Below are 21,888 nucleotides of genomic sequence, written 5' to 3' on the forward strand. Positions count from 1 at the left end.
GGAGCGTAACGACCCGCGCCGTCGCCGGCCGTCGCGTGCTCCATCACCAGCCGTCGTCGGCATGTAACCCCTCGTCATCGGCAAGTAAACTCTCGCCGCGGGCCTGCGGGTCGCCCGAGTTCAGCCCGAGTTCGGCGAGTTCAGCCGAGTTCAGGGCGGTGGCGGCGACTGCATCCGGTCGATGATCTTCTGCAGGGCCACCTCCATGACGGCGCGCTCCTCCTCGGTCAGCGTGGCCAAGGCGTGGTCGGCCAGGCGGCGGCGCGCCTCCGCGATGGGGGCCTCGGCGGCGCGGGCCTTGTCCGTCAGGTACAGCCGGACCAGGCGCCGGTCCGAGGCGTCGGGGCGGCGCTCGATCAGGCCGTCGTTCACCATGCGTGTCGCGGTGTTCACGATTGTCGGGGTGGTGACGCCCAAGCGGGTGGCCAGCTCGCCCGGTGACAGTCCGTCGTCGGTCCAGAGCACCTCCAGGACGAGGTTCTGGCCGATCCGTACGCCGTGCTCGCTCATCGCCTCGTCGGCCGCCGCGCGCAGCAGCTTCTGGGCGCGGGTCAGCAGGCGGATCAGGTCAGCCACGGTTGCATGCTAACGAGTTCCCGGGCTACATTTCGCTAGCACGCTATCAATCTGCGGCTACCTGGGGAGATGTGCGTCTTGATCCTGGTCACCGGCGGGCTTGGCTTCATCGGCAGCCATACCACCCGCGCGCTGTACGACCTCGGCGTGCCGGTGTTGCCGGCCTCTCGTCACCCACGGTCGTCGGGAATCTTGCCGTCCGCGATGGAGGCGGCGACCGTGGACTGCACTGATCCGGAGTCACTCTTCGCGCTCGGGCGGCGACACCGCATCACGGGGATTGTGCACCTCGCGGCGGCGCCGCTTGGTGAGGGTACGGCGCTCGACGACCTGGAGCAGAACACGGCCTCGGCGTTTGCGATCCTGCGCGCGGCGGCCGCGTGGGGCGTGGACCGCGTGGTGCTGGCGAGCACGATCGGGATCTACGCGGGTGTCGACGAAACTCCGTGGCGGGAGGACGCGCCACTCCCCCTCGCCTCGCCGCATCCGATTCCGGCGTCGAAGAAGATCGCGGAGATCGTTGCCCTTGCCAGTGGGCTCGACGTCGTCGTTGCCCGCATCGGCGGAATCTGGGGGCCGCAGGGGCGTCCGTCCAGCCCGTTCATCGCCGCGCCGGCGTTGATCCACGACGCGGCGGCCCAGATCCGGTCGGGCGAGACCGAGCCGACGCCGATTCACGACACGGCCACCCAGAGTCAGCCGGGCGCAACCAACCCGGCGCATGTCCAGGCCGCCGCGACCGAGCAGGCGTCGGTCCACGAAGCGGCCCCCCAAGCCCACACGGTCGCGAACAAGACCGCAGACGAGCCGACCGGCGGCGTCCACGGTGCAGTGAGCGGCGGGAGTGCAACAAGGCGCGGCGGGGATGCGGGCGGGAGCGGCGGAAGCGCGGTCAGAGACGGCGGGCGTATGGGTGGGAGCAGCAGGCGCGGCGGGAGTGCGCGTCGGAGCGGCGGGAGTGCGGGCGGGAGCGGTGGGAGCGGCGGGGCGGTGTACGGCGGGGATGGCGCCGACATCCTGTACGCGCGCGACTGCGGCGCGGCTCTCGCGCTACTGGCTACCGCGCCCGGACTACGGCATCGCCTGTACAACGTCGGCAGTGGGCGGGTGACCACCAACGCCGAGGTCGTCGCGGCGATCACGGCCGTGCACCCGGAAGTCGTGCTGCCGCTCGCCGATGGCGTCTCCGGCCCCGGGCCGATCCCCTGCCTCGACACGGCCCGGCTCGCCGCCGAAGGGTGGGTGCCGTCCTGGCCCCTCGACCGGGCGGTACCCGACTATCTCGACTGGCTCGCGGCCGGACGGGCGCGCTGACCGCAGACACCGCCGCCTCGAACCAGAAACCGGAGACGTCGGCGCACAGGGCGACCGAGGCCACACCCCGCATGGCGTCCTAGGATACTAGGTTGTGGGGGTCGGAGGCGGAACGTGGCGATGCAGGCCTGGAACACTGCGCGGCGGGCTCCCGGCTAGGAGGCCGCCGCGCAGTCGGAGCGTTTGCTCAGCGTGCGTGACGCGGTGGAGCGTCCGACGGGGCCGCCTCGCCCTCCGCCTCGTGGGCGCCGCTCTCCAAGGCGTGCGTCGGCGTGTGGTCGGCCGGGGCCGCGACGGCCGCGGACTCATGAGCACCCCCGCCGTTCGGCGAATCCGCGCCCAGGACCGCCGGCGCCATGCCGCCGGTGGGTGACCCGGAGCCGCCGTTGGGTGACCCGGCGGACGAGACCGCGCCGGCCGGGGTGAAGGACCCGGAGGAGGGCGAGTCGGAAGAGAACGCGGCGGCGTCCTCCGCGGCGCGCTGCTGGGCGGCCGACATGTTGCGCAGCGGGATCTCCGGCAGGAACAGGATGACGATCAGACCGGCGACCATGATGCCCGCGGCCACCATGAACACGACGCTCATCGAGTTCGAGAAGCCGACCTTGAACGGGTGCGACAGGGCGGCGTCGAGCTTCTCCAGGAACGACGTGTCGTTGAAGCTGCTCGCCGAGCCCGACGTCGCGGTCTTCTGGATCTCCTGCAGCTGCTGCGGGTGGGCGCGGACCGCCGCCTGGAAGGCCGGGGTCGACTGGGCGTCGGTGAAGGCGCCCTTGATCTTGTCCGGCAGGAGGCTGAAGAGCACCGACAGGAAGACCGCGGCGCCCAGGGTGCCGCCCATGGAGCGGAAGAACGTCACCGTCGACGTGGCGACGCCGATCTCGCGCGGGTTGGCCGCGTTCTGCACGGCGGTGATGACCGGCTGCATGTTGCCGCCGAGGCCGAGGCCCATCAGGGCCATGATGAGCATCGTGCGCCACAGCGGCGTGTCCGCGCCGATGCGCGAGAACAGCGCCAGCGCGGCGAGCATGAGCACCGAGCCGACGATCGGGAAGATGCGGTAGCGGCCGGTGCGGGCGATGGTCTGGCCGGAGACGATCGAGCCGGTCATGATGCCGAGCACGAGCGGCAGCAGCATCAGGCCGGCCTCGGTCGGGGTGGCGCCCTTCACGATCTGCAGGTACAGCGGCAGCGTGAGCAGGCCGCCGAACATCGCCATGCCGAGGATGAAGCTCGCGGTCGAGGCGACCGAGAACGTGCGGCCCCGGAACAGCCGCAGCGGCAGCAGCGCCTCGTCCTTGTAGAAGGCCTCCGCGACGATGAACAGCACCAGGCCGACGAGGCCCACGCCGTAGCACAGCAGCGAGCGGCCGGAGCCCCAGCCCCACTCCCGGCCCTGCTCGGCGACGGTCAGCAGCGGCACCAGGCCGATGATCAGCGCCACGGCGCCGGGCCAGTCGATGCGGTGGTCCTGGCGGCGGTGCGGGATGTGCAGCACGCGCATGACGACGATGAACGCGGCCAGGGCGATGGGCACGTTGATGTAGAAGATCCAGCGCCAGCCGGTGACGCCGATGATGTTGTCGGCGCCGGCGAAGAAGCCGCCGAGCACGGGGCCCAGGACGCTGGAGGTGCCGAAGACGGCGAGGAAATAGCCCTGGTACTTCGCCCGCTCGCGGGGCGGCACCACGTCGCCGATGATGGCGAAGGCGAGCGAGAACAGACCGCCGGCGCCGATACCCTGCACGGCCCGGAATGCGGCCAGTTCGTAGATCGACGTCGCGATGCCGCACAGCACCGAGCCGACGATGAAGATACCGATGGAGAAGAGAATGAACGGCTTGCGGCCGTAGATGTCGGACAGCTTCCCGTACAGCGGCGTGGAGATCGTCGAGGTGATGAGGAACGCCGTCGTGGCCCACGCCTGCAGCGAGAAGCCGCCCAGGTCGTCGGCGATCGTCCGCATGGCGGTCGACACGATGGTCTGGTCCAGCGCGGCCAGGAACATCGCCATCATGAGACCGACCAGAATCGTGACGATCTGGCGATGGGTCAGGCCGGTGTCTTCCCCCGCGGCCGCTGGTGCTGTTGTGCTCAAGGCGTCTCTCCTGTTAGAGCAAGCCGTTTCGATCCGATCGCGTTTCAGAATTCACGCTACTCCTCGATTGCTGAAGGGGCGCGGCGACCTCCCCGAATGCGCAAGGGACACTGATACGCCGGGAAGACCCATACACCGGGTGGCACGACAACGGAGGACGGACGCGCGTGGCAGCAACGCTGGTGGTCAAGGAACTCGCGGCCGGGCACGGCGACAAGGCGCTGTTCAGCGGCCTGGACCTGGTCGTCGCCCCCGGCGACGTGATCGGCCTGGTCGGCGTCAACGGGGCCGGGAAGTCGACGCTGCTGCGCACGGTCGCCGGGCTACTGCCCCTGGAGCACGGCAGCGTCCAGCTCAACCCGCCGACGGCCACCATCGGCTACCTCCCGCAGGAGCCCGATCGCCACCCGGGTGAGTCGCTGCGCGCGTTCCTGGCCCGCCGCACCGGCGTCGCCGAGGCGCAGGCCCGCATGGACGCCGCGGCCGAGGCGCTCGGCGGCGACGAGCGGGCGGCCGAGGAGTACAGCATCGCCCTGGAACGATGGCTGGCGCTGGGCGGGGCGGACCTGGACGAGCGGGCCGGGGCGATCGCCGCCGACCTCGGGCTCGACGTGGACCTCGACCTGGAGATGACGGCGCTGTCCGGCGGCCAGGCGGCCCGGGCGAACCTCGCCAGCCTGCTGCTGTCGCGCTATGACGTCCTGCTGTGCGACGAGCCGACCAACGACCTGGACCTGGACGGGCTGCAGCGCCTCGAGACGTTCATGCAGTCGCAGAAGAACAAGAGCGTCATGGTCGTCAGCCACGACCGGGAGTTCCTGACCCGCACCGCCACCGCGATCCTCGAGCTCGACCTGCACCAGCAGCAGGTGCGCTTCTACGGCGGCGGGTACGCGGCCTACCTCGAGGAGCGCGAGATCGCGCGGCGGCACGCGCGGGAGAAGTACGAGGACTACGCCGAGCACCGCTCCGACCTCGAGGCGCGGGCCCGCATGCAGCGCGCCTGGATGGAGAAGGGCGTCAAGAACGCCCGCCGCAAGCAGCCCGACAACGACAAGATCGGCAAGTCGAAGCGGATCGAGTCGACGGAGAAGCAGGCGGCCAAGGCGCGGCAGACCGAGAAGCTCATCGAGCGCCTGGAGGTCGTCGAGGAGCCCCGCAAGGAGTGGCAGCTGCGGATGGAGATCGCCGCGGCGCCGCGGGCCGGAGCGGTGGTCGCGACGCTTTCCCATGCTGTCGTACGGCGAGGAGCCTTCACCCTCGGCCCCGTCGACCTGCAGATCGACTGGGCGGACCGGGTCGCGATCACCGGCGCCAACGGCTCCGGGAAGACCACGCTGCTCGGCGCGCTGCTGGGCCGGATCCCGCTGGCGGAGGGCCGGGCGCACCTCGGCCCCGGCGTCGTCGTCGGCGAGGTGGATCAGGCGCGGCGGATGTTCGAGGGCGAGGACTCCCTGCTGGACGCGTTTCGTCAGGCCGTACCGCAGCAGCATCCCGCGGATGTGCGGACCCTGCTGGCCAAGTTCGGCCTGCGGGCCGACCACGTGCTGCGCCCGGCCGGCAGCCTCTCCCCCGGCGAGCGGACCCGGGCCGCGCTCGCGCTGCTGCAGGGGCGCGGCGTGAACCTGCTGGTCCTCGACGAGCCGTCCAACCACCTGGACCTGCCCGCGATCGAGCAGCTGGAGTCGGCGCTGGACAACTACCCGGGCACGCTGCTGCTGGTGACGCACGACCGGCAGATGCTGGAGGCGGTGCACACGAACCGGCACATCCGCGTCGAGGACGGCAAGGTGACGGCGTCGTGAGCGAGCTGGCCACCTTCTGGACCGAACGCCATCTGTGCACCGTCACGACGGTCCGCCGGGACGGCACGCTGCACACCGTGCCGGTCGGGGCGACGTACGACCCGGAGACGGGCATCGCGCGCATCATCACGTCCGGCCGGTCGCAGAAGGTCCGCAACGTCGAGCACAACGCCCGCATCTCGATCTGCCAGGTCGACGGGCGCCGCTGGAGCACGCTGGAGGGCGAGGCGGTGATCAGCCGCAGCCCGCAGGACGTCCTCGACGCCGAGCAGCGCTACGCGCGCCGGTACAAGCAGCCGCGCGAGAACCCCGAGCGCGTCGTGATCGTCGTCACGGTCACGCGGGTCCTGGGCACCTACCGCCCGGACCGGCTCCGCTAGGGTCCCCGCTCATGGGGATGTCTGCGTATCTGCGGGGCCTGCGCAAGCACGTCGGGCACGACCTCGTGCTCCTGCCCGGCGTGTCGGCCGTGGTGGTCAACGATGCCGGGGAGCTGCTGCTCGGGCGGCGCAGCGACACCGGGCGGTGGTCGCTGCTGGCCGGGATGGTCGACCCCGGCGAGCAGCCGGCCGACGCGATCGTGCGCGAGGTGCGCGAGGAGGCCGGGATCGAGGTCGCGGTCGAGCGGATCGCGGGGGTGGCGATGCACCCGGTGACCTATCCCAACGGGGACCGGTGCGACTACCTCAACGTGTGGTTCCGCTGCCGGCACGTGTCCGGGGAGGCCCGGGTCAACGACGACGAGTCGCTGGACATGCGGTGGTTCCGGCCGGACGCGCTGCCGCCGATGGAGGCGTTCGCACGGCTGCGGATCGAGCAGACGCTGCGGGACGAGCCCGGGGCCTGGTTCCTCGCCCCGGGCTCGTCGCATCCCGCGATCGCGCCCCGCAACGCGGTGTGAAACCCCCTACTGCGCCGGCGGCCGGCTCGGTCCGGGCGGCGCGGCCGGCGGCGCCGACATCGGAGGAGCGACCGGGGGCGGGGGCGGCGCGGGGCTGAGCGGCGCGAACGGCGCGGGTGCGTAGGGCGGCGGCGGGCCGGGCGTGAACATCGGCGCCGGGCGAGGTGCGGTCGCGGCGACGTACGGGGACGTACGGCGGCCGATGAGCTCCAGCAGCCACACCACGAGCACCCCGGCCAGGCCGATGAGCGCCTCGACCAGCATCGTGATCCAGACGTCGAGGTTCGCCAGGGTCAGCAGGTAGCGCGTGCACACGAAGATGACGACGGCGAGGACCACGCCCAGGACGCCGGCGCGGCGGCCGAACGGGCTCACGCCGGCCAGCAGGGCGCAGACGAGGCCGGCGAGCGTGAAGCCGGGGTCGATCGGGCCGGCCGAGACCTGCTGGATGGTCAGCACGACGCCGGCGACGGCCGCGAGGACGCTGGAGCCGAACACGCCGGCCAGCGCGCCCACGAGCCTCGCCACGCTGAACGCGCCCGTCTCGCCGCCGGCGGGGCGGTTCGCGGAGAGGTACCGGCGCACGGCGGGGATGGCGAAGACGACGCCGCCGGCGACGGACAGCAGGATGAAGGCGATGCCCCAGGTCCAGCGGGGGCCGCCGGGTGCGTCGTGCAGGGGCGTGACCTTGCCGCCGGTGCCGCCGATCACGGTCGCGGACACGGCCAGGCCACCGATCAGCGTGACGGCCCACGCAGGCACGCCGGTGAGCCCGGCGACCAGCGCGAGCAGGAGGCCGAGGCCGGCCACGGCGAGGATCGCGACGCCCATGCCCTGGTCGGCATAGAGGAACGCGGCCAGCGACGCCAGCGGGCCCACGGCGAGGTTCGGGGTGCCGGTGCGCAGCGACAACGCCAGGCCGGTGGTGGCGAAGCCGAGGGAGGCGATCGGCAGCCAGATGCCGCCGCTGGTGAAGAGGCGCTCGCCCTTGCCGCTGTACAGCGTGACGGCCACACCGATCGCGACCAGCAGCAGGACGGCCTCCCAGACGAGGTGCGGCAGCAGTTCCCGTAACGGCCGGACCGGGGGCGGCGCGGTGACATCGCTCATGCCGGGCAAGATACCGCGCATCGGGGCCGGTCGCTGGGGTTGCTCACGCGGCGGGCCGGGGCGGCGGCGCACTGCCCCGGGCGAGGCGCGCCACCACCGCGAAGAGCCCGGCCGCGGGCGTGCGGCCGGGCGTGTCACGGCCCTTTGGCGCACCCTCGCCGACGGGCCGTCGCCGGGCCGCCCCGCGACGCCGCCGCGGGGCGGCCTGCCCTGGTCGCGGCCCTGACGCGACCGTGAACGGGCGCAATCGGGCGGACCGGGCGGGTAACCGAAACCGGGCGGAACGCAATACGCTCCAGGCGTGAGCGACGAGCAGCGCGACGACCCCACCGCGCAGGCCCACGGCGAGCTGTCCCTGGCCCGTATCGCGCTCGCCGACGGCGACCTCGGGCACGCGGCCGGTCACGTCGCCGGGGCGATCGCCTGGGCCCCCGGGCTGCCCGAGGTCCACGAGCTGCTCGCCGCCATCGCCGCCCGGGCCGGCGACGAGGGCGCGATCGCGCTGTTCCCGGTCGAGCAGCCCGCGTTCATCGGCGCCGTCGTCGCCCGTGCGCACCTGCAGGGCCGGCACGACCCGATGGGCGGGCTGCGGATGCTCGCCCAGGCCACCCGGTTCGAACCCGCGCAGCCGTGGGCCGACGTGAGCTGGGTGCGGGCCCTGGAGCCGCGCCGGCTCGACCCCGAGGACCTCGCCCGGCTCTTCGTCGCGGTGATGCCCGGCCTCGGCGACCCGGCCCGGCCGGAGGTGGCCCGGGCCAACGAGGTGTACCTGGACCTGGCCCGCCGCGCCTGCGCCGCGCACCCGGGCAGCGCGCTGCTGCACGGCGCCGCGGCCGGGCTGGCCCGCCGGTTCACCGCGCTGGTGCCGGGCGCGCTGGCCGAGGCGGTGCGGTGGGGAGCCCACGGGCACCGGATCCGGCCCGACAAGCTCACCGCGGTGTGGTACGCCTACGCGCTCAAGGCCGACGGGCGCCTCGAGGCGGCCCTGCAGGTGATGCGCCAGGCGTGGCAGGCCCAGCCGGACGAGGTCGACCTGTGCGCCGACATGGCGAACTGGCTCGCCGAGGCCGGTCGCCTCGACGAGGCCCTGGCGCTGCTCGACGCCGCGATCCGGCGCGCACCGGACTACGACTGCGCGGTGCACACCGCGGCCCGGCTGCGCTTCCAGCGCGACGCCGACGTGCGCCACCTCGTGGGCCTGGTCGACTTCATGCGCGAGCACCCCGTCACCAGCCACGAGCACAGCGACCTCGACGGCGCCTGCCGCGGCCGGTCCTGGCTGGGGATGGTCGACGGTCCCGCCGAGTCCGTCATCAACCTGCTGCACCAGATCCCGCGGGACGACCGGGCGATGGCCGGCACCGCGACCCTCTCGGCCCTAGAGGTGCCCAGCGCGCTGCGGGTCGTGCACCGGGAGCTGCCCGGCCTGCGGCTCACGATCGAGGGGCAGCCGCCGCCGGACATGGTGGCGCCGCAGCGGCCCGGGGGGCGGGTGCTGTGGGAGTACACGGGGCTGGTCGCCGCACCTGCCGTACCGCCGCCGCAACCCCGCTCGCTCGAGCTGCTGCAGGGCGTCGTGTGGCCGTTCTGGCCCAACCCGGTGGCCGCCTACGACCACGCGCTGCCGCTGGGCCAGCTGCCCGCCGCCGAGCTCGTCGCGCTGCTCGTGCACCCGCCGGCCGCGACCGACCACCAGCTGCCGGACGGGGTGTGGGAGCGGGCGGCGCAGGCGTACTGCTGCCTCGGCCTGCTGCACTGCGAGGAGCTGCGGGCCGGCGCCGAGCCCGGCGACACCGCCCGGTCGCGGGAGCTGCTGACCGCGATCGCCTACGGCGTCGAGGACTGGACCACCGAGTCGGCGCTCTTCGCGCTCGTCGTGGCCGCGTGGCTGGATCCGGCCTGCCGCCCGGAGGTTCGCGACACGGTCGGCCGCCGCTTTCTCGCCGCGATGCAGCAGTCCCGCACGCGGGTCGTGACGATCCGCGAGTCACTCGCCGCGCTCGTGCTGGCCACGCCCGACATGGTGCCCGAGCTGTCGGCCCTGGCCCGCGACCTGCTCAGCGACGACGCACCACCGCCACCGCCGGTGAAGAAGCGGCGCTGGTTCGGCCGCCGGTGACACGAAGAGGGCCGGCGCAACGCCGGCCCTCTTCGTCACGAACACCCGTTACCAATAGTGTCGGCGGCCGGCGATCGGACGGCCCACCGCGCCGAGAATCCACAGCACCGCGCCGACGATGAGCAGCACGATCCCGATCGTCTCGATGATGCCGACGTGCAGGAACAGGCCGACGAGGAACAGGATGAGACCTAGGACGATCATTTTGTCAGCTCCCGGGAGGAGTGGGGTACCGATCTACGTTGATGTGGGTACCCCCACGACCCCGGTCGCCAAACACGAATCACCCGCGGCGCCCCCGGCGGGCGCGAATGTAGTCGGAAACGACATACCGCCCGAGGTCGTCGGCGTCGGGCGTGAAGACCCGCCCGCCGTTGCGCCGGGCCACGGCGTCGACGAAGCGGCGCAGGCCCGGGTCCTCGCCGAGCATGAAGAAGTTCAGCACCGCCCCGTACCGCGTGAGGAGGTCGACCTCGTGCACGGTCGCGCGGACCGTGTCGCGGGTGGAGGGCCACATGAAGTGCGAGCTGCCGTCCTCGAGCAGGTGCGCGGTCGGCTCGCCGTCGGTCACGACGAGCACGACCGGGTCCGAGGCCGGGTGGCGGCGCAGGTGCCGCGCGGCGAGCTTGAGCGCGTGCTGCAGGTTGGTGCCCTGCACCATGTCCGGCTCGACGGCGGCCAGCTGCTCCTGGGAGAGCGTCGAGGCGTACCGCCCGAAGCCGATGATCTGCAGCGCGTCCTGCGGGAACCGGGTCGCCACCAGGTGTGACAGGGCCAGGGCGGCCTGCTTCATCGGGCCCCACCGGCCGTCGGCCATCATCGAGAACGACAGGTCGACGCAGAGCGCCACGGCGGCCGACACGCGCCGCTCGGTCTCGGCGATCTCGAAGTCCTCGACGTCCAGGCCGATCGGCAGGGTCGCGGCGCCGCCCGAGGCCTGCCGGCGCACGGCGTTGCCGATCGTGCGCACGACGTCCAGGGCCTGCTCGTCGCCGTACCGCCACCGCCGGGAGGCCCCGGTGAGCTCTCCGGCGGCGCCGGCGTCGCGCAGGTCGTGCTGGCCCTGGCGCCCGGCGTGCAGCTGCCCGAAGACGGTCCGCAGCGCGGTGCCGCCCAGCCGCCGCAGCGCCTTCGGGCTCAGGGTCAGCCCGTCGGCGCCCCGGGTCACCCAGCCCTGCCGGCGCAGCTGCTGCTCCAGCTCCCGCAGCCGCCGCACGTCGTCGGCGGCGGCCCGGCCGAGCTGGCGCTCGACCGCCTCGACGTCCACGTCGTCCAGCGTCGCGCCGGGGTGCTCCTGACCGAGCTGGTCGAGCAGGTCGTCGAGGTCGCCGATCTCCTCGAGGGCCCCGGCGGCGTCGCCGTAGCCGAGGTCGTTCTCGCCGCGGACACGCTCGCCGCGGCCCCAGTTGAGGTTGGGCCGCAGCGCCCGCAGGTTGTCGGTGAGCTCGGCGAACTGCCCGGCCATGTCGCCGAGCGACTGGGACATGAGATCCTGCAGCTCGGCGCGCTGCTGCGGGCTCAGCGAGCGCATCAGCCGCTCCCCCGCCGCCGCCCGCCGGGCCAGAGCGTCGATCAGCTCGTCGACGGTGGCCGGCTTCTCCGGGAAGAAGTCGCCGTGGCGGTTCATGAACTCGGCGAACGCGTCGTCGGTGTTCTCGCCGCGGGCGTGCTTGGCCAGCAGCGCGTTGAGGTCCTGGAGCATCTCACGCATCGCCGCCTGCGCCTCCGGGTCGCGCAGCGCCTGCTGCATGCCCTGGAAGCGCTGCTCGACGACCTCCTGGCGGAGCTGGTCGAGGATCCGGTCGTAGAGCTGCCGGGCCTCGGGGGACGTCCAGGTGTACTCGCTCAGCTCGGACACCGCTCTGGCCGTGGAGCGCGGCAGCGCGTCGAGCTGCGCCTCGGCGAACCGGGCGTCGTCGGTGTCGAGCCGTGCCAGGGCGTCGCGCTCCTCCGCGAGGGCCTGGTCGAGCAGCTGCTGGGCCCGGGTCACGGCCCCGTCGAGCTGGCCGCGGCGCATGGCCTCGCGGCGCATCCGGCGGGCCCGGGCGAGCAGGTCGTCGAGGCCCCGCCCACCCTGGGGGCCGCGGCGCAGCAGGTTACGCAGGGCGTCGCGCAGGCTGCCGCCCTCCAGCACCTCCTGGCCGACCTGGTCGACGGCGGCCCGCACGTCGTAGGGCGGGGCGAGCGGGTCCGGCCCGCCGCGCCACGCCCCGTAGCGGAACCTGTTGTGGCGCAAGATCAGCCTCCGTAGACGGTGCGGCCGTCGTCGGTGAGGTCCTTCGACAGCCGGCGGGTCAGGTGCAGCCCCTCCAGCGTGAACTCGACGCCGGCGGCGGCCTCGCCGCGGCTGGGCGCGTCGCCGAGCCCGAGCCGGTCGAGCACCTTGGCCAGCCCCGGCACGGTGCCGACCTGCCGCAGGATGTCGTCGGCGCCGGCGAGGTCGCCGGTCTCGATGACCGCGCCCTCGGCGACGAGGTCGGTGAAGCCGGACAGGTCGAGGCCCGCGAGCCGGGCCCGGAAGGTTTCCGCGGTCGCCGTACGCAGCAGGTGCGCGAGGATCTCGATCTCCCGGCCCTCCTCGCCGCTGTCGAACTCGACCTTGCCGCGCAGGGTCGACGTCACCGACTCGGTGTCGCCGATGCGGGCGACGGGCGCGTCCTCGCGCAGCAGCCCGGCACGGCGCAGCGCCGACGCGGAGACGGTCTCGGCGGCGGCGATGGCGAAGCGGGCCGAGACGCCGGAGCGGGCGTCGACCGACGGGGACTCGCGCACGGCCCGGGTGAAGCGGGCCAGGACCTCGATGACGTGGTCGGGGACCTGGGCGACGAGCTGGGCCTCCTGGCGTACCAGATCCATCTCCAGGTCGAGGTCCAGCGGGTAGTGCGTGCGGATCTCGGCCCCGAACCGGTCCTTGAGCGGCGTGATGATGCGGCCGCGGTTGGTGTAGTCCTCGGGGTTCGCGCTCGCCACGAGCATGATGTCCAGCGGCAGCCGCAGCTGGTAGCCGCGCACCTGGATGTCGCGCTCCTCGAGCACGTTGAGCAGCGACACCTGGATGCGCTCGGCGAGGTCCGGCAGCTCGTTGACGGCGAAGATGCCGCGGTTGGTGCGCGGGACGAGTCCGAAGTGGATGGTCTCGGGGTCGCCGAGGGTGCGGCCCTGCGCGACCCGGATCGGGTCGACGTCGCCGATCAGGTCGCCGACGCTCGTGTCGGGGGTCGCGAGCTTCTCGCCGTACCGCAGCGAACGGTGCACCCAGTCCACCGGCAGCGCGTCGCCGGCCTCCGCGGCGAGCCGGCGCGAGGCGGGCGTCAAAGGCTCGAAGGGATGCTCGTTGAGCTCCGAACCCGCGATGATGGGCGTCCACTCGTCGAGCAGGGAGATCAGGCCGCGGATGACCCGGGTCTTGCCCTGGCCGCGCTCGCCGAGCAGCACGACGTCGTGGCCGGCCAGGATGGCGCGCTCGAGCTCGGGCAGGACGGTGTCGTCGTAGCCGACGATGCCGGGGAAGCGCGGCTCGCCGGAGCGCAGCCGCTCGAGGAGGTTCTCGCGGAGCTCCTCCTTCACGGTGCGGAAGCGGTGGCCGCTCGCCCGGAGCTCGCCTGCCGTGCGGGGAAGGTCCAGGGGCTGGTCTGGCGTCACTGTCACATCACCGAACCCTAGCGCGCCGTACCGGGTTTTTGCGGCGTCCGGCTATCTGCGTTCTGCCTCGCGCAATGCGGCGTCCTGCTTCGCACGGTGGCGCACGGCCTTGTCCTCGGTCGTCCCACCGGGGACGGCCGCCGCCCCTTGGCTGCTCTGCGTGCGGCGGGGCTGGGCGGTGATCAAGTCCCCGTCGATCGGTTCCGCGGACGGCGCCTTTGGGTCGCTGACGGGATCCGCGAACGGCGCCTTTGGGTCGCCGGCGGGATCCGCGGACGGCGCCTTTGGGTCCCCGGCGGGATCCGCGGACGGCGCCTTTGGGTCCCCGGCGGGATCCGCGGACGGCGCCGACGTCAGCGGCGGCAGGTGGCGCAGCATCCGCAGCGACACCGCGGCCAGCCCGACCAGCACCACCGCGCAGACCCCGGCCACCACGTGCAGCCCGGAGGTGGAGGCGTCCCGCGCCGCGACCAGCACCCGTTCCCCCAGCTCACCGGGCAGACTTCCGGCCGCGGCCGACGCCGCGGTCACGTTGTCCCGAACCCCGGCCGCGACACCGCCCGGCACGCCCGCGGGCACGTCGACGAGCGCCCGGTACACCGCGGTCCCGAGGCTTCCGAGCAGCGCGATCCCCAGCGCGTACCCGAACTCCCCGCTCACCTCGTTCAACGCCCCCGCCGAGCCCGCCCGCTCCGGCGGCGCCGACCCGAGCACGATCCCGGTGGCCAGCGTGACCATCGGCCCCATCCCGAGATTGGTGACCATGAACGCGCCGATGATCGGCAGCGGCCCGGCATCGGCGGGGATGAACACCACGAGCGCGACACCCACCGCCGACAGCAGCAGCCCGCCCGCGATGAGCCGGCCCTGCCGCACCCGCCGGGCGAGCAGCGGCGAGACCTGGAAACTGGCGGCGGTGGCGATCGCGGCGGGGAGGATCCACAGACCGGCACTGCGCGGTGACAGTCCGTCAACGATCTGCAGGTGCTGGGTGATGAAGACCATCATGGCGCCGGTGAGCATGGTACCGATGAACATGCCGCCGAGCGCGGTGGCGAACGCTCGGTCGCGGAACAGTCGCAGATCGAGCAACGGCTCCCTCCGGGCGCTGGGAACCGCTGCGCCTCGGGCCCCGGGAACGCCCCTCGAAGCGCGATCCCCGTCCGCATCGACCCGGTCCGGGCGGGCTTCCTGCGCACCGGCGGCGTCCCCGCGAACCGCCTCCCTGCGCGCGCCGCCCGTACCTGGACGTTCCACACGAGCACCGTTGTCGTCATCGCCGACGACAACGGCGCTCGGGGCGGCGGCGCGGGACCGGCCGCCGGCGGCGCTGGTAGGCCATGCGGCGGCGCTCGAGCCGGCCATGCGGCGGCGCCGAGGGCGATCTGCCGCCGGACGAACACGACGGCCAGGGCGATCCCGGCGAGCAGGGCCACCACCGGGAGCGGTTGCAACCCACCGCGCGCGAGCTCCTTGACGCCGTAGACGAACGGCAGGATCGCCGCCAGCGAGAGCCCGACGCTCGGCAGATCGAATCGACCCGCACCCGGGTGACGCTGCTCGGGCAGCAGCAGCGGCCCGAGGATCAGCAGGAGCAGCATCGGCGGTACCCCGAGCAGGAACGCCGAACCCCACCAGAAATGCTGCAACAACAATCCACCGACGACCGGCCCGATGATCGCGCCGCTCATGAAGCAGACCATCCACACCCCGATGGCCAGGCCGCGGCGCCGAGGGTCCGGGAAGAGCCCGCTGATCAGCGCCAACGCGGAAGGTGCCAGGGTCGCGCCGGCGATGCCGAGGGCGGCTCGGGCCGCGATGAGCATGAGCGGCCCGCTGCTGTACGCGGCCACGATCGACGCCGCCCCGAACGCCGCCGCGCCGAGCAGGAGCAGCCGCCGCCGCCCGATCCGATCGCCGAGCGTCCCCATGGTGATCATGAACCCGGACAGGAGGAACCCGTACACGTCGAGGATCCACAGCTGCTCGGTGCTACTCGCATGCAGGTCGGCGCCGATGCGCGGCATCGCGAGGAGCAGGACGAACACGTCGATCGAGACCAGGAGGGCGGGCAGGGCCAGCACGGCGAGGCCCAGCCAGGGCGAGCGCTTCATCATGCCAACCGGTCGGAGGCGCGCCGCGGGATTCGACATGGCCGCGGAAATTTCCGGCAACCGTGGCCGGCATTGCCAGCATTACCGGGCTGCGCCGGCATGAGTGGCCGAAGCACCGCACGATCCCGCGAGTGTCGCCATGCCACCAGGCGCCCGCTTGAGGCGCCGAGACACCGCCGCGGTTCCCCGCAAGCGCCACCATGCCACCAAGCACCACCGCGCCGGCAGTAGAGCGCCCACCACCCTGCAGAGGCACAGGGCACGGCGAGCGCAACGGCCTCCGTCCACACCGCCAGGACCGCGCCCGGCAGCCACGCAATCGACAATGCCACAGCGGCTCACCGCGACCACGCCTGCTGTGCCTCGCCCGCGACGACGACTACTCACGCCCTGCGCCTCGCTCGCCCCCACGCCCCGCCCGCGACAACTACGCGCCCGCATGCGCCTCGCATTACGTGCGGATAGCCCGTCACCATGCGTGCGCTGCGCCCGCACCCGCGCACCGCCGACCGCGTGCGGGTGGCGTGCGGCCGGCGTCCACGCGACGACCACGCCCGCACCGCGCCTCGCTGACCGTCAGCGTGAGCGTGAGCGTGAGCGGATTATCGATTATTGAATTACCGGTTATTGGTAATCCGCTAATTCGGCGGCCGTCGCTCTGCGTAGTCGAAGTGCCCGACGAGCAGAGAGAGCACCATGCGCGCCCAGCCCGGCAAGCAACCCCGCCCGCCATCATCGTCAATCCTGGAAGCGCACGTCCAGCCACGACGTGAAGCCGTGCCAGGTGGCGGTCGGGTCGTGACGCCGGTAGTACTCGCCCGCCGCCTCGCTGCCCAAACGAACCACCGCCCCGACCGCACACGCGATCACCGCCGTCACCGTGATGCTCTGCTGCGCCGAGTACCACATGGGGAGCAGCGGCTGCAGATGATCCAACTGCTGCTGATTGTCCGGCAGCAGCACCGCGTCGGGACTGTAGACGACTCCGAGCAGCAGTGAGACGGTCACGAGCAGCAATGCCCAGCGTACGAGCGTGCGCGTGTACGGAGTCCGCCTCGGCACCGCCATCGCCGTGCCCGACAGCAGCGTCCCCAGGCCCGTGGCCAGGATCGTCGCGCCGGTCAGGTGCACGTAGACGGCCTCGATCACCATGGCCTCGATGCGCGTCCACGGGCCCAGAGCGTCCACCAGGCCGCCGTACCGCAGCAGCAGGTACCCGGCCGCCGCGGCCTGGCCGAGTTCCAGCGCGGCGCACGCCGTCACCAGCCGGAAAGCCACCCGCACGGGATGCACACGCCGACGGTACGACGGGATAGGGCAGGATGGAGCCGACGTTTCGTAACGAAGGAGTCAAGCGCATGACCCTGAGCAAGCCTGAAGTGACGCTGCCGGATGGTCCGCCGCCCGCCGATCTGGTCATCGAGGACATCACTGTGGGTGATGGGCCGGAGGCCGTGGCCGGTCAGCAGGTGAGTGTCCATTATGTCGGCGTGTCGCTGTCGACCGGCAAGGAGTTCGACGCCTCCTGGAACCGTGGGGGCGCCTTCGAGTTCGGCCTCGGTCGCGGTCAGGTCATCACCGGCTGGGACCGTGGCGTGGCCGGCATGCGCGTCGGCGGACGTCGCAAGCTCGTCATCCCGCCGCACCTGGGCTACGGCGACCGCGGCGCGGCCGGCGTGATCAAGCCCGGCGAGACGCTGGTGTTCGTCGTGGACCTGCTCGGCACCAGGTAGTCAGGCGCTGCTCGGCACCAAGTGAGCCGGGCCCCGCTCAGCAGCGCGTGGGCCCGGCCCAGCTCAGCAGCAACTGAGCCCGGCTGAGCTCAGCAGCGACTGAGCCGGCGCGAGGAAGTCGCCGACCACCGGCGCGGGAGCAGCGCGAACCCAACGCCACCGGCCGGGCGGACAACCACCGGAAGCGCGGACAACCACCGGAAGCGCGGAGCGGAGCGGCCCGCCGAACCCGGCCAATCCCGGCCGATCGACACCCATGGGCGAAAGCCCGTGGATCGGCCCACACCACGCGAGCCGCGAGAACACCAGGCAGTCAACGCGTACAGCAGCGACCGCATTCCCGGCTGGCGGGACAAATTTCCCACAGCCGGGCATGCGGAAATTCACAGCCGTCCCACAGCACACACCGCAGATCGAGATGCGAAGCTAGACCATCGGCGGCGGGCCGATGAGCGGGGCATACGAAGGGGTGTGCAGATGACGATGCAGTCGGCGGCACCGCGGTCGAAGCGGATCCTCATGGTGGGAGCACCGGGCGCCGGAAAAGGCACCCAGGCCAGCGCGATCGCGAAGCAGTTCGGGATCACGCATATCGCCAGCGGTGATCTGCTGCGCAAACACATCGCGGACGGCACGACCATCGGCAAGACCGTCGAGGACATCGTCAACAAGGGCGAATTGGTCCCGGACGCCGTCATCATGGACATGCTGCGCAAGCCGGTGCTGGCCGCGAGCGAGACCGGCGGCTACGTGCTCGACGGGTTCCCGCGCACGGTCGAGCAGGCCGAGGCCGCGTACCGCACCGCCGGCTCCCTCGGCGTCGGCGTCCAGATCGCCGTGCACCTCGAGGTGCCCGAGGAGGAGCTCATCCGCCGGCTGCTCGAGCGGGCCCGCGGCGCCGACGACACCGAGGACGTGATCCGGCACCGGATCAAGGTCTACGAGGAGAAGACCCGCCCGCTGCTGGAGTACTACTCCTCCCGCGAGCTGCTCATCCAGGTCAACGGCGCCCGCCCGGTCTCCGAGGTGACCTGGTCGATCATCGTGCAGCTCCAGCGCGCCCTGAAGCGCCCCAACAGGCACACGAGCGGCATCGCACACAAGACCCAGGCCACCGCCGACAAAGCCGTGGCCTGACCGCCGGAGCCGCGAACCTCAACGGCATCGCACACAAGACCCAGGCCACCGCCGGCAAGGCCGTGGCCTGACCGCCGGAGGCGCGAAACCTCACGCACATCAACGGGGTCGCGCACAAGAAGCCGGGCCACCGCCGGCAAAGCGGTGGCCCGGCCCCAGGCGCCCTACGAGGCCAGCGCCGCGGACACCACGCCCTGCGCCTCGGACTGGATCTCGGCGAGATGCTCGGGACCCTTGAAGGACTCCGCGTACACCTTGTAGACGTCCTCGGTGCCGGACGGGCGGGCAGCGAACCACCCGGACTCCGTGACGACCTTCAGACCACCGATGGCGGCCCCGTTCCCGGGGGCCGCCGTCAGTTTCGCGGTGATCGGCTCGCCGGCCAGCGACGTGGCCGTGACCTGCGACGGCGACAGCTTCCCGAGCACCGCCTTCTCCTCGCGCGAGGACGCGACGTCGAGCCGCGCGTACGCCGGCTCCCCGTGCCGCGCCACCAGGTCCCGGTAGTGCTCCGACGGCGTGCGCGACGTGCGCGCCAGGATCTCCGAGGCGAGCAGGCACAGCAGGATGCCGTCCTTGTCGGTGGTCCACACCGACCCGTCGCGCCGCAGGAACGACGCCCCCGCGCTCTCCTCGCCGCCGAACGCGACCGAGCCGTCCAGCAGCCCGGGCACGAACCACTTGAAGCCGACGGGCACCTCGAGCAGGGTCCGCCCGAGATCCGCGGCCACCCGGTCGATCATCGAGGACGACACCAGGGTCTTGCCGATCGCCGCGCTCGACGGCCAGCCCGAGCGGTTGCGGTACAGATAGTCGATCGCGACCGCGAGGAAGTGGTTGGGGTTCATGAGCCCCGCGTCCGGCGTGACGATCCCGTGACGGTCCGCATCCGCGTCGTTGCCGGTGGCGACCTGATACTCGCCGCGCCGCCCGATGAGCGAGGCCATCGCGTTCGGTGACGAGCAGTCCATCCGGATCTTGCCGTCCCAGTCGAGCGTCATGAACCCGAACGCCGGGTCGACCACGGGGTTGACCACGGTCAGGTCGAGCTTGTAGCGCTCCCCGATGTACGCCCAGTAGGCGACGCTCGCCCCGCCGAGCGGATCGGCGCCGATGCGCACCCCGGACGCGGCGATCGCCTCGATGTCGATGACGGAGCCGAGGTCATCGGCGTAGGAGGCGAGGAAGTCGTACCGCTGCGTCGTCTGCGCCGCCAGCGCCCGCGCGTACGTCACGCGCTCGACCCCGGCCAGGCCGCCGCGCAGCAGCTCGTTCGCGCGGTCCTGGATCCACTTCGTGACGTCGGTGTCGGCCGGCCCTCCGTTGGGCGGGTTGTACTTGAAGCCGCCGTCCTCGGGCGGGTTGTGCGACGGGGTGACCACGACGCCGTCGGCGCCCCGGTGGCGGTTCGTGAGGATCGCGTGCGACACCGCGGGCGTGGGCGTGAACCCGTCCCGGCTGTCGATCAGCACCGTCACCCCGTTGGCGGCGAACACCTCGAGCGCGCTGACGGTCGCGGGTTCGGACAGCGCGTGGGTGTCGCGGCCCAGGAAGAGCGGGCCGCCGTACCCCTGGGAAGCCCGATAGTCGCAGATCGCCTGGCTGGTGGCGACGATGTGGTCCTCGTTGAACGAGCCGCGCAGGCTCGAACCGCGGTGACCGGAGGTGCCGAACGCGACCTGCTGGGCGGGGTCGGCCGGATCGGGGTGGACGGCGTAGTAGCTGGTGATGAGCCGCGGCACGTCGACGAGGTCGGAGGGCTGCGCCGGCTGCCCTGCACGGGGATGGACGGACATAGGCCATACGTTGCCACGAGCCGCCCGCCCGCACACGGCGGACCCGCCTTAAGATCGCGGCATGACCTGGATCGCGCCCGAGCCGCCGCCCTTCGGCGGTTCACTCGTCGCCGACGAGCGAACCCTCCTCGAGGGGTGGCTCGACTGGCAGCGCGCCGTGCTCGTCGGCAAGTGCACGGGCCTGACCGGCGCCGAGCTCGCCGAGCCGGCCGTGCCGCCCTCGACGATGTCGCTGCTGGGCCTCGTGCGCCACCTCACCGACGTCGAGCGGGAATGGTTCCACGCCCGCTTCCACGGGCGCCCGGTCCAGTACACCTATCGCCGCCCCGGCGCGAAGGACGCCGCGTTCGACGAGGTCGATCCGGCCCACGCCGAGCGGGACTACACCCGGCTGATCGACGAGTGGCGCTCCTCGCGGGCGTCCGTGGCCGGCAACCGGCTGGACGACGCGTTCGAGGACGACCTGCGCGGGCCGATGTCGCTGCGGGCCGTGTACCTGCACCTCATCCAGGAGTACGCGCGCCACAACGGCCACGCGGACCTGCTGCGCCAGCGCATCGACGGCGAGACCGGCTGAGCGGCACCGGGCACCGCCTGAGCTGGACCCGGCACGGCCCGGGCAGAGCCAGACCGAGCACCGCCCGGCAGAGCCAGCCCGGGCACCGCCCGGGCAGAGCCGTGCGAGACCCGGGCACGGCCCTGCGCGGGCAGGGCCCGACGCCGGCCGGGCCCGCGGTGGGCGGGCCCGGCCGGACCGTCCGTCATCCTTTCCGGCGGGTCACCATCCCCGGCCGCATCGCCGCCAGCCCGAGGCAGACCGTGATCACGCCGGTCACGACGTTGCTCGCGATCGCGCCACCCGTGGCGTAGCCGCGCTGGATGACCCAGGGCGCGATGATGGTCCACACGCCGAGCGCCACCGGCACCCACGCCAGGCCGTGCGAGCGGCCGTAGGCCACGGCGAAACTGAACGCGAGGACGGCGATCGCCAGCCCGCAGATGAAGTTGTTGACGGACAGGTTGGCCTCGAAGGGCGAGAACCCCACCACCCACGGCGACACCGCGAGGTAGAGCCCCGCGAGCACCAGGGCACCGTCGGTCACGCGCGCGGCGGGTGTCTCCGACACCTGGTCGTAGTGGGCGCGCAACTCGGCGATGTCCGGATGCCCTTCGAGGTCTGCGATGGGTCGGACCATGACGACCCCCTTCCGGTCGGATGAGGGAGGACTAACCCGAAACCTGTGGAACTAACACCGCCGGGCGGCCGAACTATCAGCCCGCGCTTCGCGCGAGCCTGGACCGGACGCGGCGGGGCGGCGCTGCAGACGCCCTGCTCCGCCGCGTCCGGCTGGTTTCGCGTGGGAGCCGCGAGTGGGGGTTCGGCATCACCTCCATGGGGATCGATGGGTGCGGTGACCGTAGCGCCGCTTGTCCCGGGAGCGCTCCCATGCCAGAATCCTCGTCACCTCGCGGATGGGAGCCGCCGGGGCACTGCCAGCAATGCCGTTGCCACCCAACGCCATTGCGCTGCTCGGTGCCCTCC

18 protein-coding genes and 1 pseudogene are annotated in these 21,888 nt (G+C 72.5%); 8 read left to right on the plus strand and 11 right to left on the minus strand.

The window, feature by feature from the left end; all coding sequences use genetic code 11:
• Positions 1-150: 150 nt before the first annotated feature.
• Complete coding sequence (locus ACQP1P_RS24555) at positions 151-576, minus strand: MarR family winged helix-turn-helix transcriptional regulator (RefSeq protein WP_433072924.1); 426 nt, start codon at positions 574-576, stop codon at positions 151-153.
• A 78-nt stretch (positions 577-654) separates the two neighbouring features.
• Between ACQP1P_RS24555 and ACQP1P_RS24560 the strand changes: the two genes are divergently transcribed.
• The gene (locus ACQP1P_RS24560) at positions 655-1,890 is read left to right on the plus strand and encodes an NAD-dependent epimerase/dehydratase family protein (protein WP_433072926.1); all 1,236 of its coding nucleotides are present in this window, start codon (positions 655-657) and stop codon (positions 1,888-1,890) included.
• A 187-nt stretch (positions 1,891-2,077) separates the two neighbouring features.
• Here the strand turns inward: ACQP1P_RS24560 and ACQP1P_RS24565 are convergent, their stop codons facing one another.
• Positions 2,078-3,988 carry an MDR family MFS transporter gene (locus ACQP1P_RS24565; RefSeq protein WP_433072928.1) on the minus strand — a complete coding sequence of 637 codons (1,911 nt, stop codon included), beginning with the start codon at positions 3,986-3,988 and terminating at the stop codon, positions 2,078-2,080.
• 167 nt (positions 3,989-4,155) lie between these two features.
• Between ACQP1P_RS24565 and ACQP1P_RS24570 the strand changes: the two genes are divergently transcribed.
• Genes ACQP1P_RS24570 through ACQP1P_RS24580 form a run of 3 tightly spaced genes read left to right on the plus strand, consistent with a single transcriptional unit; the run spans position 4,156 to position 6,694 of the window.
• The gene (locus tag ACQP1P_RS24570) at positions 4,156-5,793 is read left to right on the plus strand and encodes an ABC-F family ATP-binding cassette domain-containing protein (protein ID WP_433072930.1); all 1,638 of its coding nucleotides are present in this window, start codon (positions 4,156-4,158) and stop codon (positions 5,791-5,793) included.
• Positions 5,790-6,173 (plus strand): pyridoxamine 5'-phosphate oxidase family protein, encoded by a 384-nt coding sequence (locus tag ACQP1P_RS24575; RefSeq protein WP_433072932.1) that lies wholly within the window; start codon positions 5,790-5,792, stop codon positions 6,171-6,173. Before ACQP1P_RS24570 ends, ACQP1P_RS24575 begins: the two co-directional genes overlap by 4 nt.
• An 11-nt stretch (positions 6,174-6,184) precedes the next feature.
• The gene (locus tag ACQP1P_RS24580) at positions 6,185-6,694 is read left to right on the plus strand and encodes an NUDIX hydrolase (RefSeq protein WP_433072934.1); all 510 of its coding nucleotides are present in this window, start codon (positions 6,185-6,187) and stop codon (positions 6,692-6,694) included.
• A 6-nt stretch (positions 6,695-6,700) separates the two neighbouring features.
• Here the strand turns inward: ACQP1P_RS24580 and ACQP1P_RS24585 are convergent, their stop codons facing one another.
• Positions 6,701-7,804 carry a hypothetical protein gene (locus ACQP1P_RS24585; protein ID WP_433072936.1) on the minus strand — a complete coding sequence of 368 codons (1,104 nt, stop codon included), beginning with the start codon at positions 7,802-7,804 and terminating at the stop codon, positions 6,701-6,703.
• Positions 7,805-8,105: 301 nt separating this feature from the next.
• On the opposite strand from ACQP1P_RS24585, the gene ACQP1P_RS24590 reads away from it, so the two are divergent.
• Positions 8,106-9,923 carry a tetratricopeptide repeat protein gene (locus ACQP1P_RS24590; protein WP_433072938.1) on the plus strand — a complete coding sequence of 606 codons (1,818 nt, stop codon included), beginning with the start codon at positions 8,106-8,108 and terminating at the stop codon, positions 9,921-9,923.
• A 48-nt stretch (positions 9,924-9,971) separates the two neighbouring features.
• On the opposite strand, the gene ACQP1P_RS24595 is transcribed toward ACQP1P_RS24590, so the two are convergent.
• The 6 genes and pseudogenes from ACQP1P_RS24595 to ACQP1P_RS24620 form a co-directional block, all read right to left on the minus strand.
• Positions 9,972-10,127 (minus strand): DUF6131 family protein, encoded by a 156-nt coding sequence (locus ACQP1P_RS24595; RefSeq protein WP_223092164.1) that lies wholly within the window; start codon positions 10,125-10,127, stop codon positions 9,972-9,974.
• Between the two features lie 79 nt (positions 10,128-10,206).
• Positions 10,207-12,159: a vWA domain-containing protein gene (locus tag ACQP1P_RS24600; RefSeq protein ID WP_433072940.1), complete on the minus strand. Its 1,953-nt coding sequence runs from the start codon at positions 12,157-12,159 to the stop codon at positions 10,207-10,209.
• 2 nt (positions 12,160-12,161) lie between these two features.
• Positions 12,162-13,571 carry a sigma 54-interacting transcriptional regulator gene (locus ACQP1P_RS24605; RefSeq protein ID WP_433072942.1) on the minus strand — a complete coding sequence of 470 codons (1,410 nt, stop codon included), beginning with the start codon at positions 13,569-13,571 and terminating at the stop codon, positions 12,162-12,164.
• Positions 13,572-13,616: 45 nt separating this feature from the next.
• Entirely contained in the window at positions 13,617-14,603 is a 987-nt protein-coding gene (locus ACQP1P_RS24610; protein ID WP_433072944.1) for an MFS transporter, read from the minus strand.
• A 347-nt stretch (positions 14,604-14,950) separates the two neighbouring features.
• Positions 14,951-15,682 (minus strand): annotated as a pseudogene (locus ACQP1P_RS24615) (MFS transporter); the annotation flags it as partial.
• Between the two features lie 735 nt (positions 15,683-16,417).
• Positions 16,418-16,972 carry a hypothetical protein gene (locus tag ACQP1P_RS24620; protein WP_433072946.1) on the minus strand — a complete coding sequence of 185 codons (555 nt, stop codon included), beginning with the start codon at positions 16,970-16,972 and terminating at the stop codon, positions 16,418-16,420.
• Between the two features lie 65 nt (positions 16,973-17,037).
• On the opposite strand from ACQP1P_RS24620, the gene ACQP1P_RS24625 reads away from it, so the two are divergent.
• Both ACQP1P_RS24625 and ACQP1P_RS24630 read left to right on the plus strand, forming a co-directional pair.
• Positions 17,038-17,412, plus strand: a complete 375-nt coding sequence (locus tag ACQP1P_RS24625; RefSeq protein ID WP_350618010.1) for an FKBP-type peptidyl-prolyl cis-trans isomerase — start codon at positions 17,038-17,040, stop codon at positions 17,410-17,412.
• Positions 17,413-17,889: 477 nt separating this feature from the next.
• Positions 17,890-18,549: an adenylate kinase gene (locus ACQP1P_RS24630; protein ID WP_433072948.1), complete on the plus strand. Its 660-nt coding sequence runs from the start codon at positions 17,890-17,892 to the stop codon at positions 18,547-18,549.
• 164 nt (positions 18,550-18,713) lie between these two features.
• Here ACQP1P_RS24630 and pgm read toward each other — a convergent pair whose 3' ends face one another.
• A complete protein-coding gene (gene pgm / locus ACQP1P_RS24635; RefSeq protein ID WP_433072950.1) occupies positions 18,714-20,345 on the minus strand; it encodes a phosphoglucomutase (alpha-D-glucose-1,6-bisphosphate-dependent) in 1,632 nt (543 codons plus the stop codon).
• Positions 20,346-20,406: 61 nt separating this feature from the next.
• On the opposite strand from pgm, the gene ACQP1P_RS24640 reads away from it, so the two are divergent.
• Complete coding sequence (locus ACQP1P_RS24640) at positions 20,407-20,922, plus strand: DinB family protein (protein WP_433072952.1); 516 nt, start codon at positions 20,407-20,409, stop codon at positions 20,920-20,922.
• Positions 20,923-21,106: 184 nt separating this feature from the next.
• Here the strand turns inward: ACQP1P_RS24640 and ACQP1P_RS24645 are convergent, their stop codons facing one another.
• Positions 21,107-21,541 carry an SPW repeat protein gene (locus ACQP1P_RS24645; protein WP_433072954.1) on the minus strand — a complete coding sequence of 145 codons (435 nt, stop codon included), beginning with the start codon at positions 21,539-21,541 and terminating at the stop codon, positions 21,107-21,109.
• Positions 21,542-21,888: the final 347 nt, after the last annotated feature.

Origin of the sequence: Dactylosporangium sp. CA-052675 (assembly GCF_050947935.1) — a bacterium.
GTDB lineage: Bacteria > Actinomycetota > Actinomycetes > Mycobacteriales > Micromonosporaceae > Dactylosporangium.

Coding starts and splice junctions, on each gene's coding strand:
- ACQP1P_RS24580 (WP_433072934.1), top strand. CDS start 6,185: ATGGGGATGTCTGCGTATCTGCGGGGCCTGCGCAAGCACGTCGGGCAC.
- ACQP1P_RS24585 (WP_433072936.1), bottom strand. CDS start 7,804: ATGAGCGATGTCACCGCGCCGCCCCCGGTCCGGCCGTTACGGGAACTG.
- ACQP1P_RS24595 (WP_223092164.1), bottom strand. CDS start 10,127: ATGATCGTCCTAGGTCTCATCCTGTTCCTCGTCGGCCTGTTCCTGCAC.
- ACQP1P_RS24610 (WP_433072944.1), bottom strand. CDS start 14,603: ATGTTCATCGGTACCATGCTCACCGGCGCCATGATGGTCTTCATCACC.
- ACQP1P_RS24625 (WP_350618010.1), top strand. CDS start 17,038: ATGACCCTGAGCAAGCCTGAAGTGACGCTGCCGGATGGTCCGCCGCCC.
- ACQP1P_RS24630 (WP_433072948.1), top strand. CDS start 17,890: ATGACGATGCAGTCGGCGGCACCGCGGTCGAAGCGGATCCTCATGGTG.
- pgm (WP_433072950.1), bottom strand. CDS start 20,345: ATGTCCGTCCATCCCCGTGCAGGGCAGCCGGCGCAGCCCTCCGACCTC.
- ACQP1P_RS24640 (WP_433072952.1), top strand. CDS start 20,407: ATGACCTGGATCGCGCCCGAGCCGCCGCCCTTCGGCGGTTCACTCGTC.
- ACQP1P_RS24645 (WP_433072954.1), bottom strand. CDS start 21,541: ATGGTCCGACCCATCGCAGACCTCGAAGGGCATCCGGACATCGCCGAG.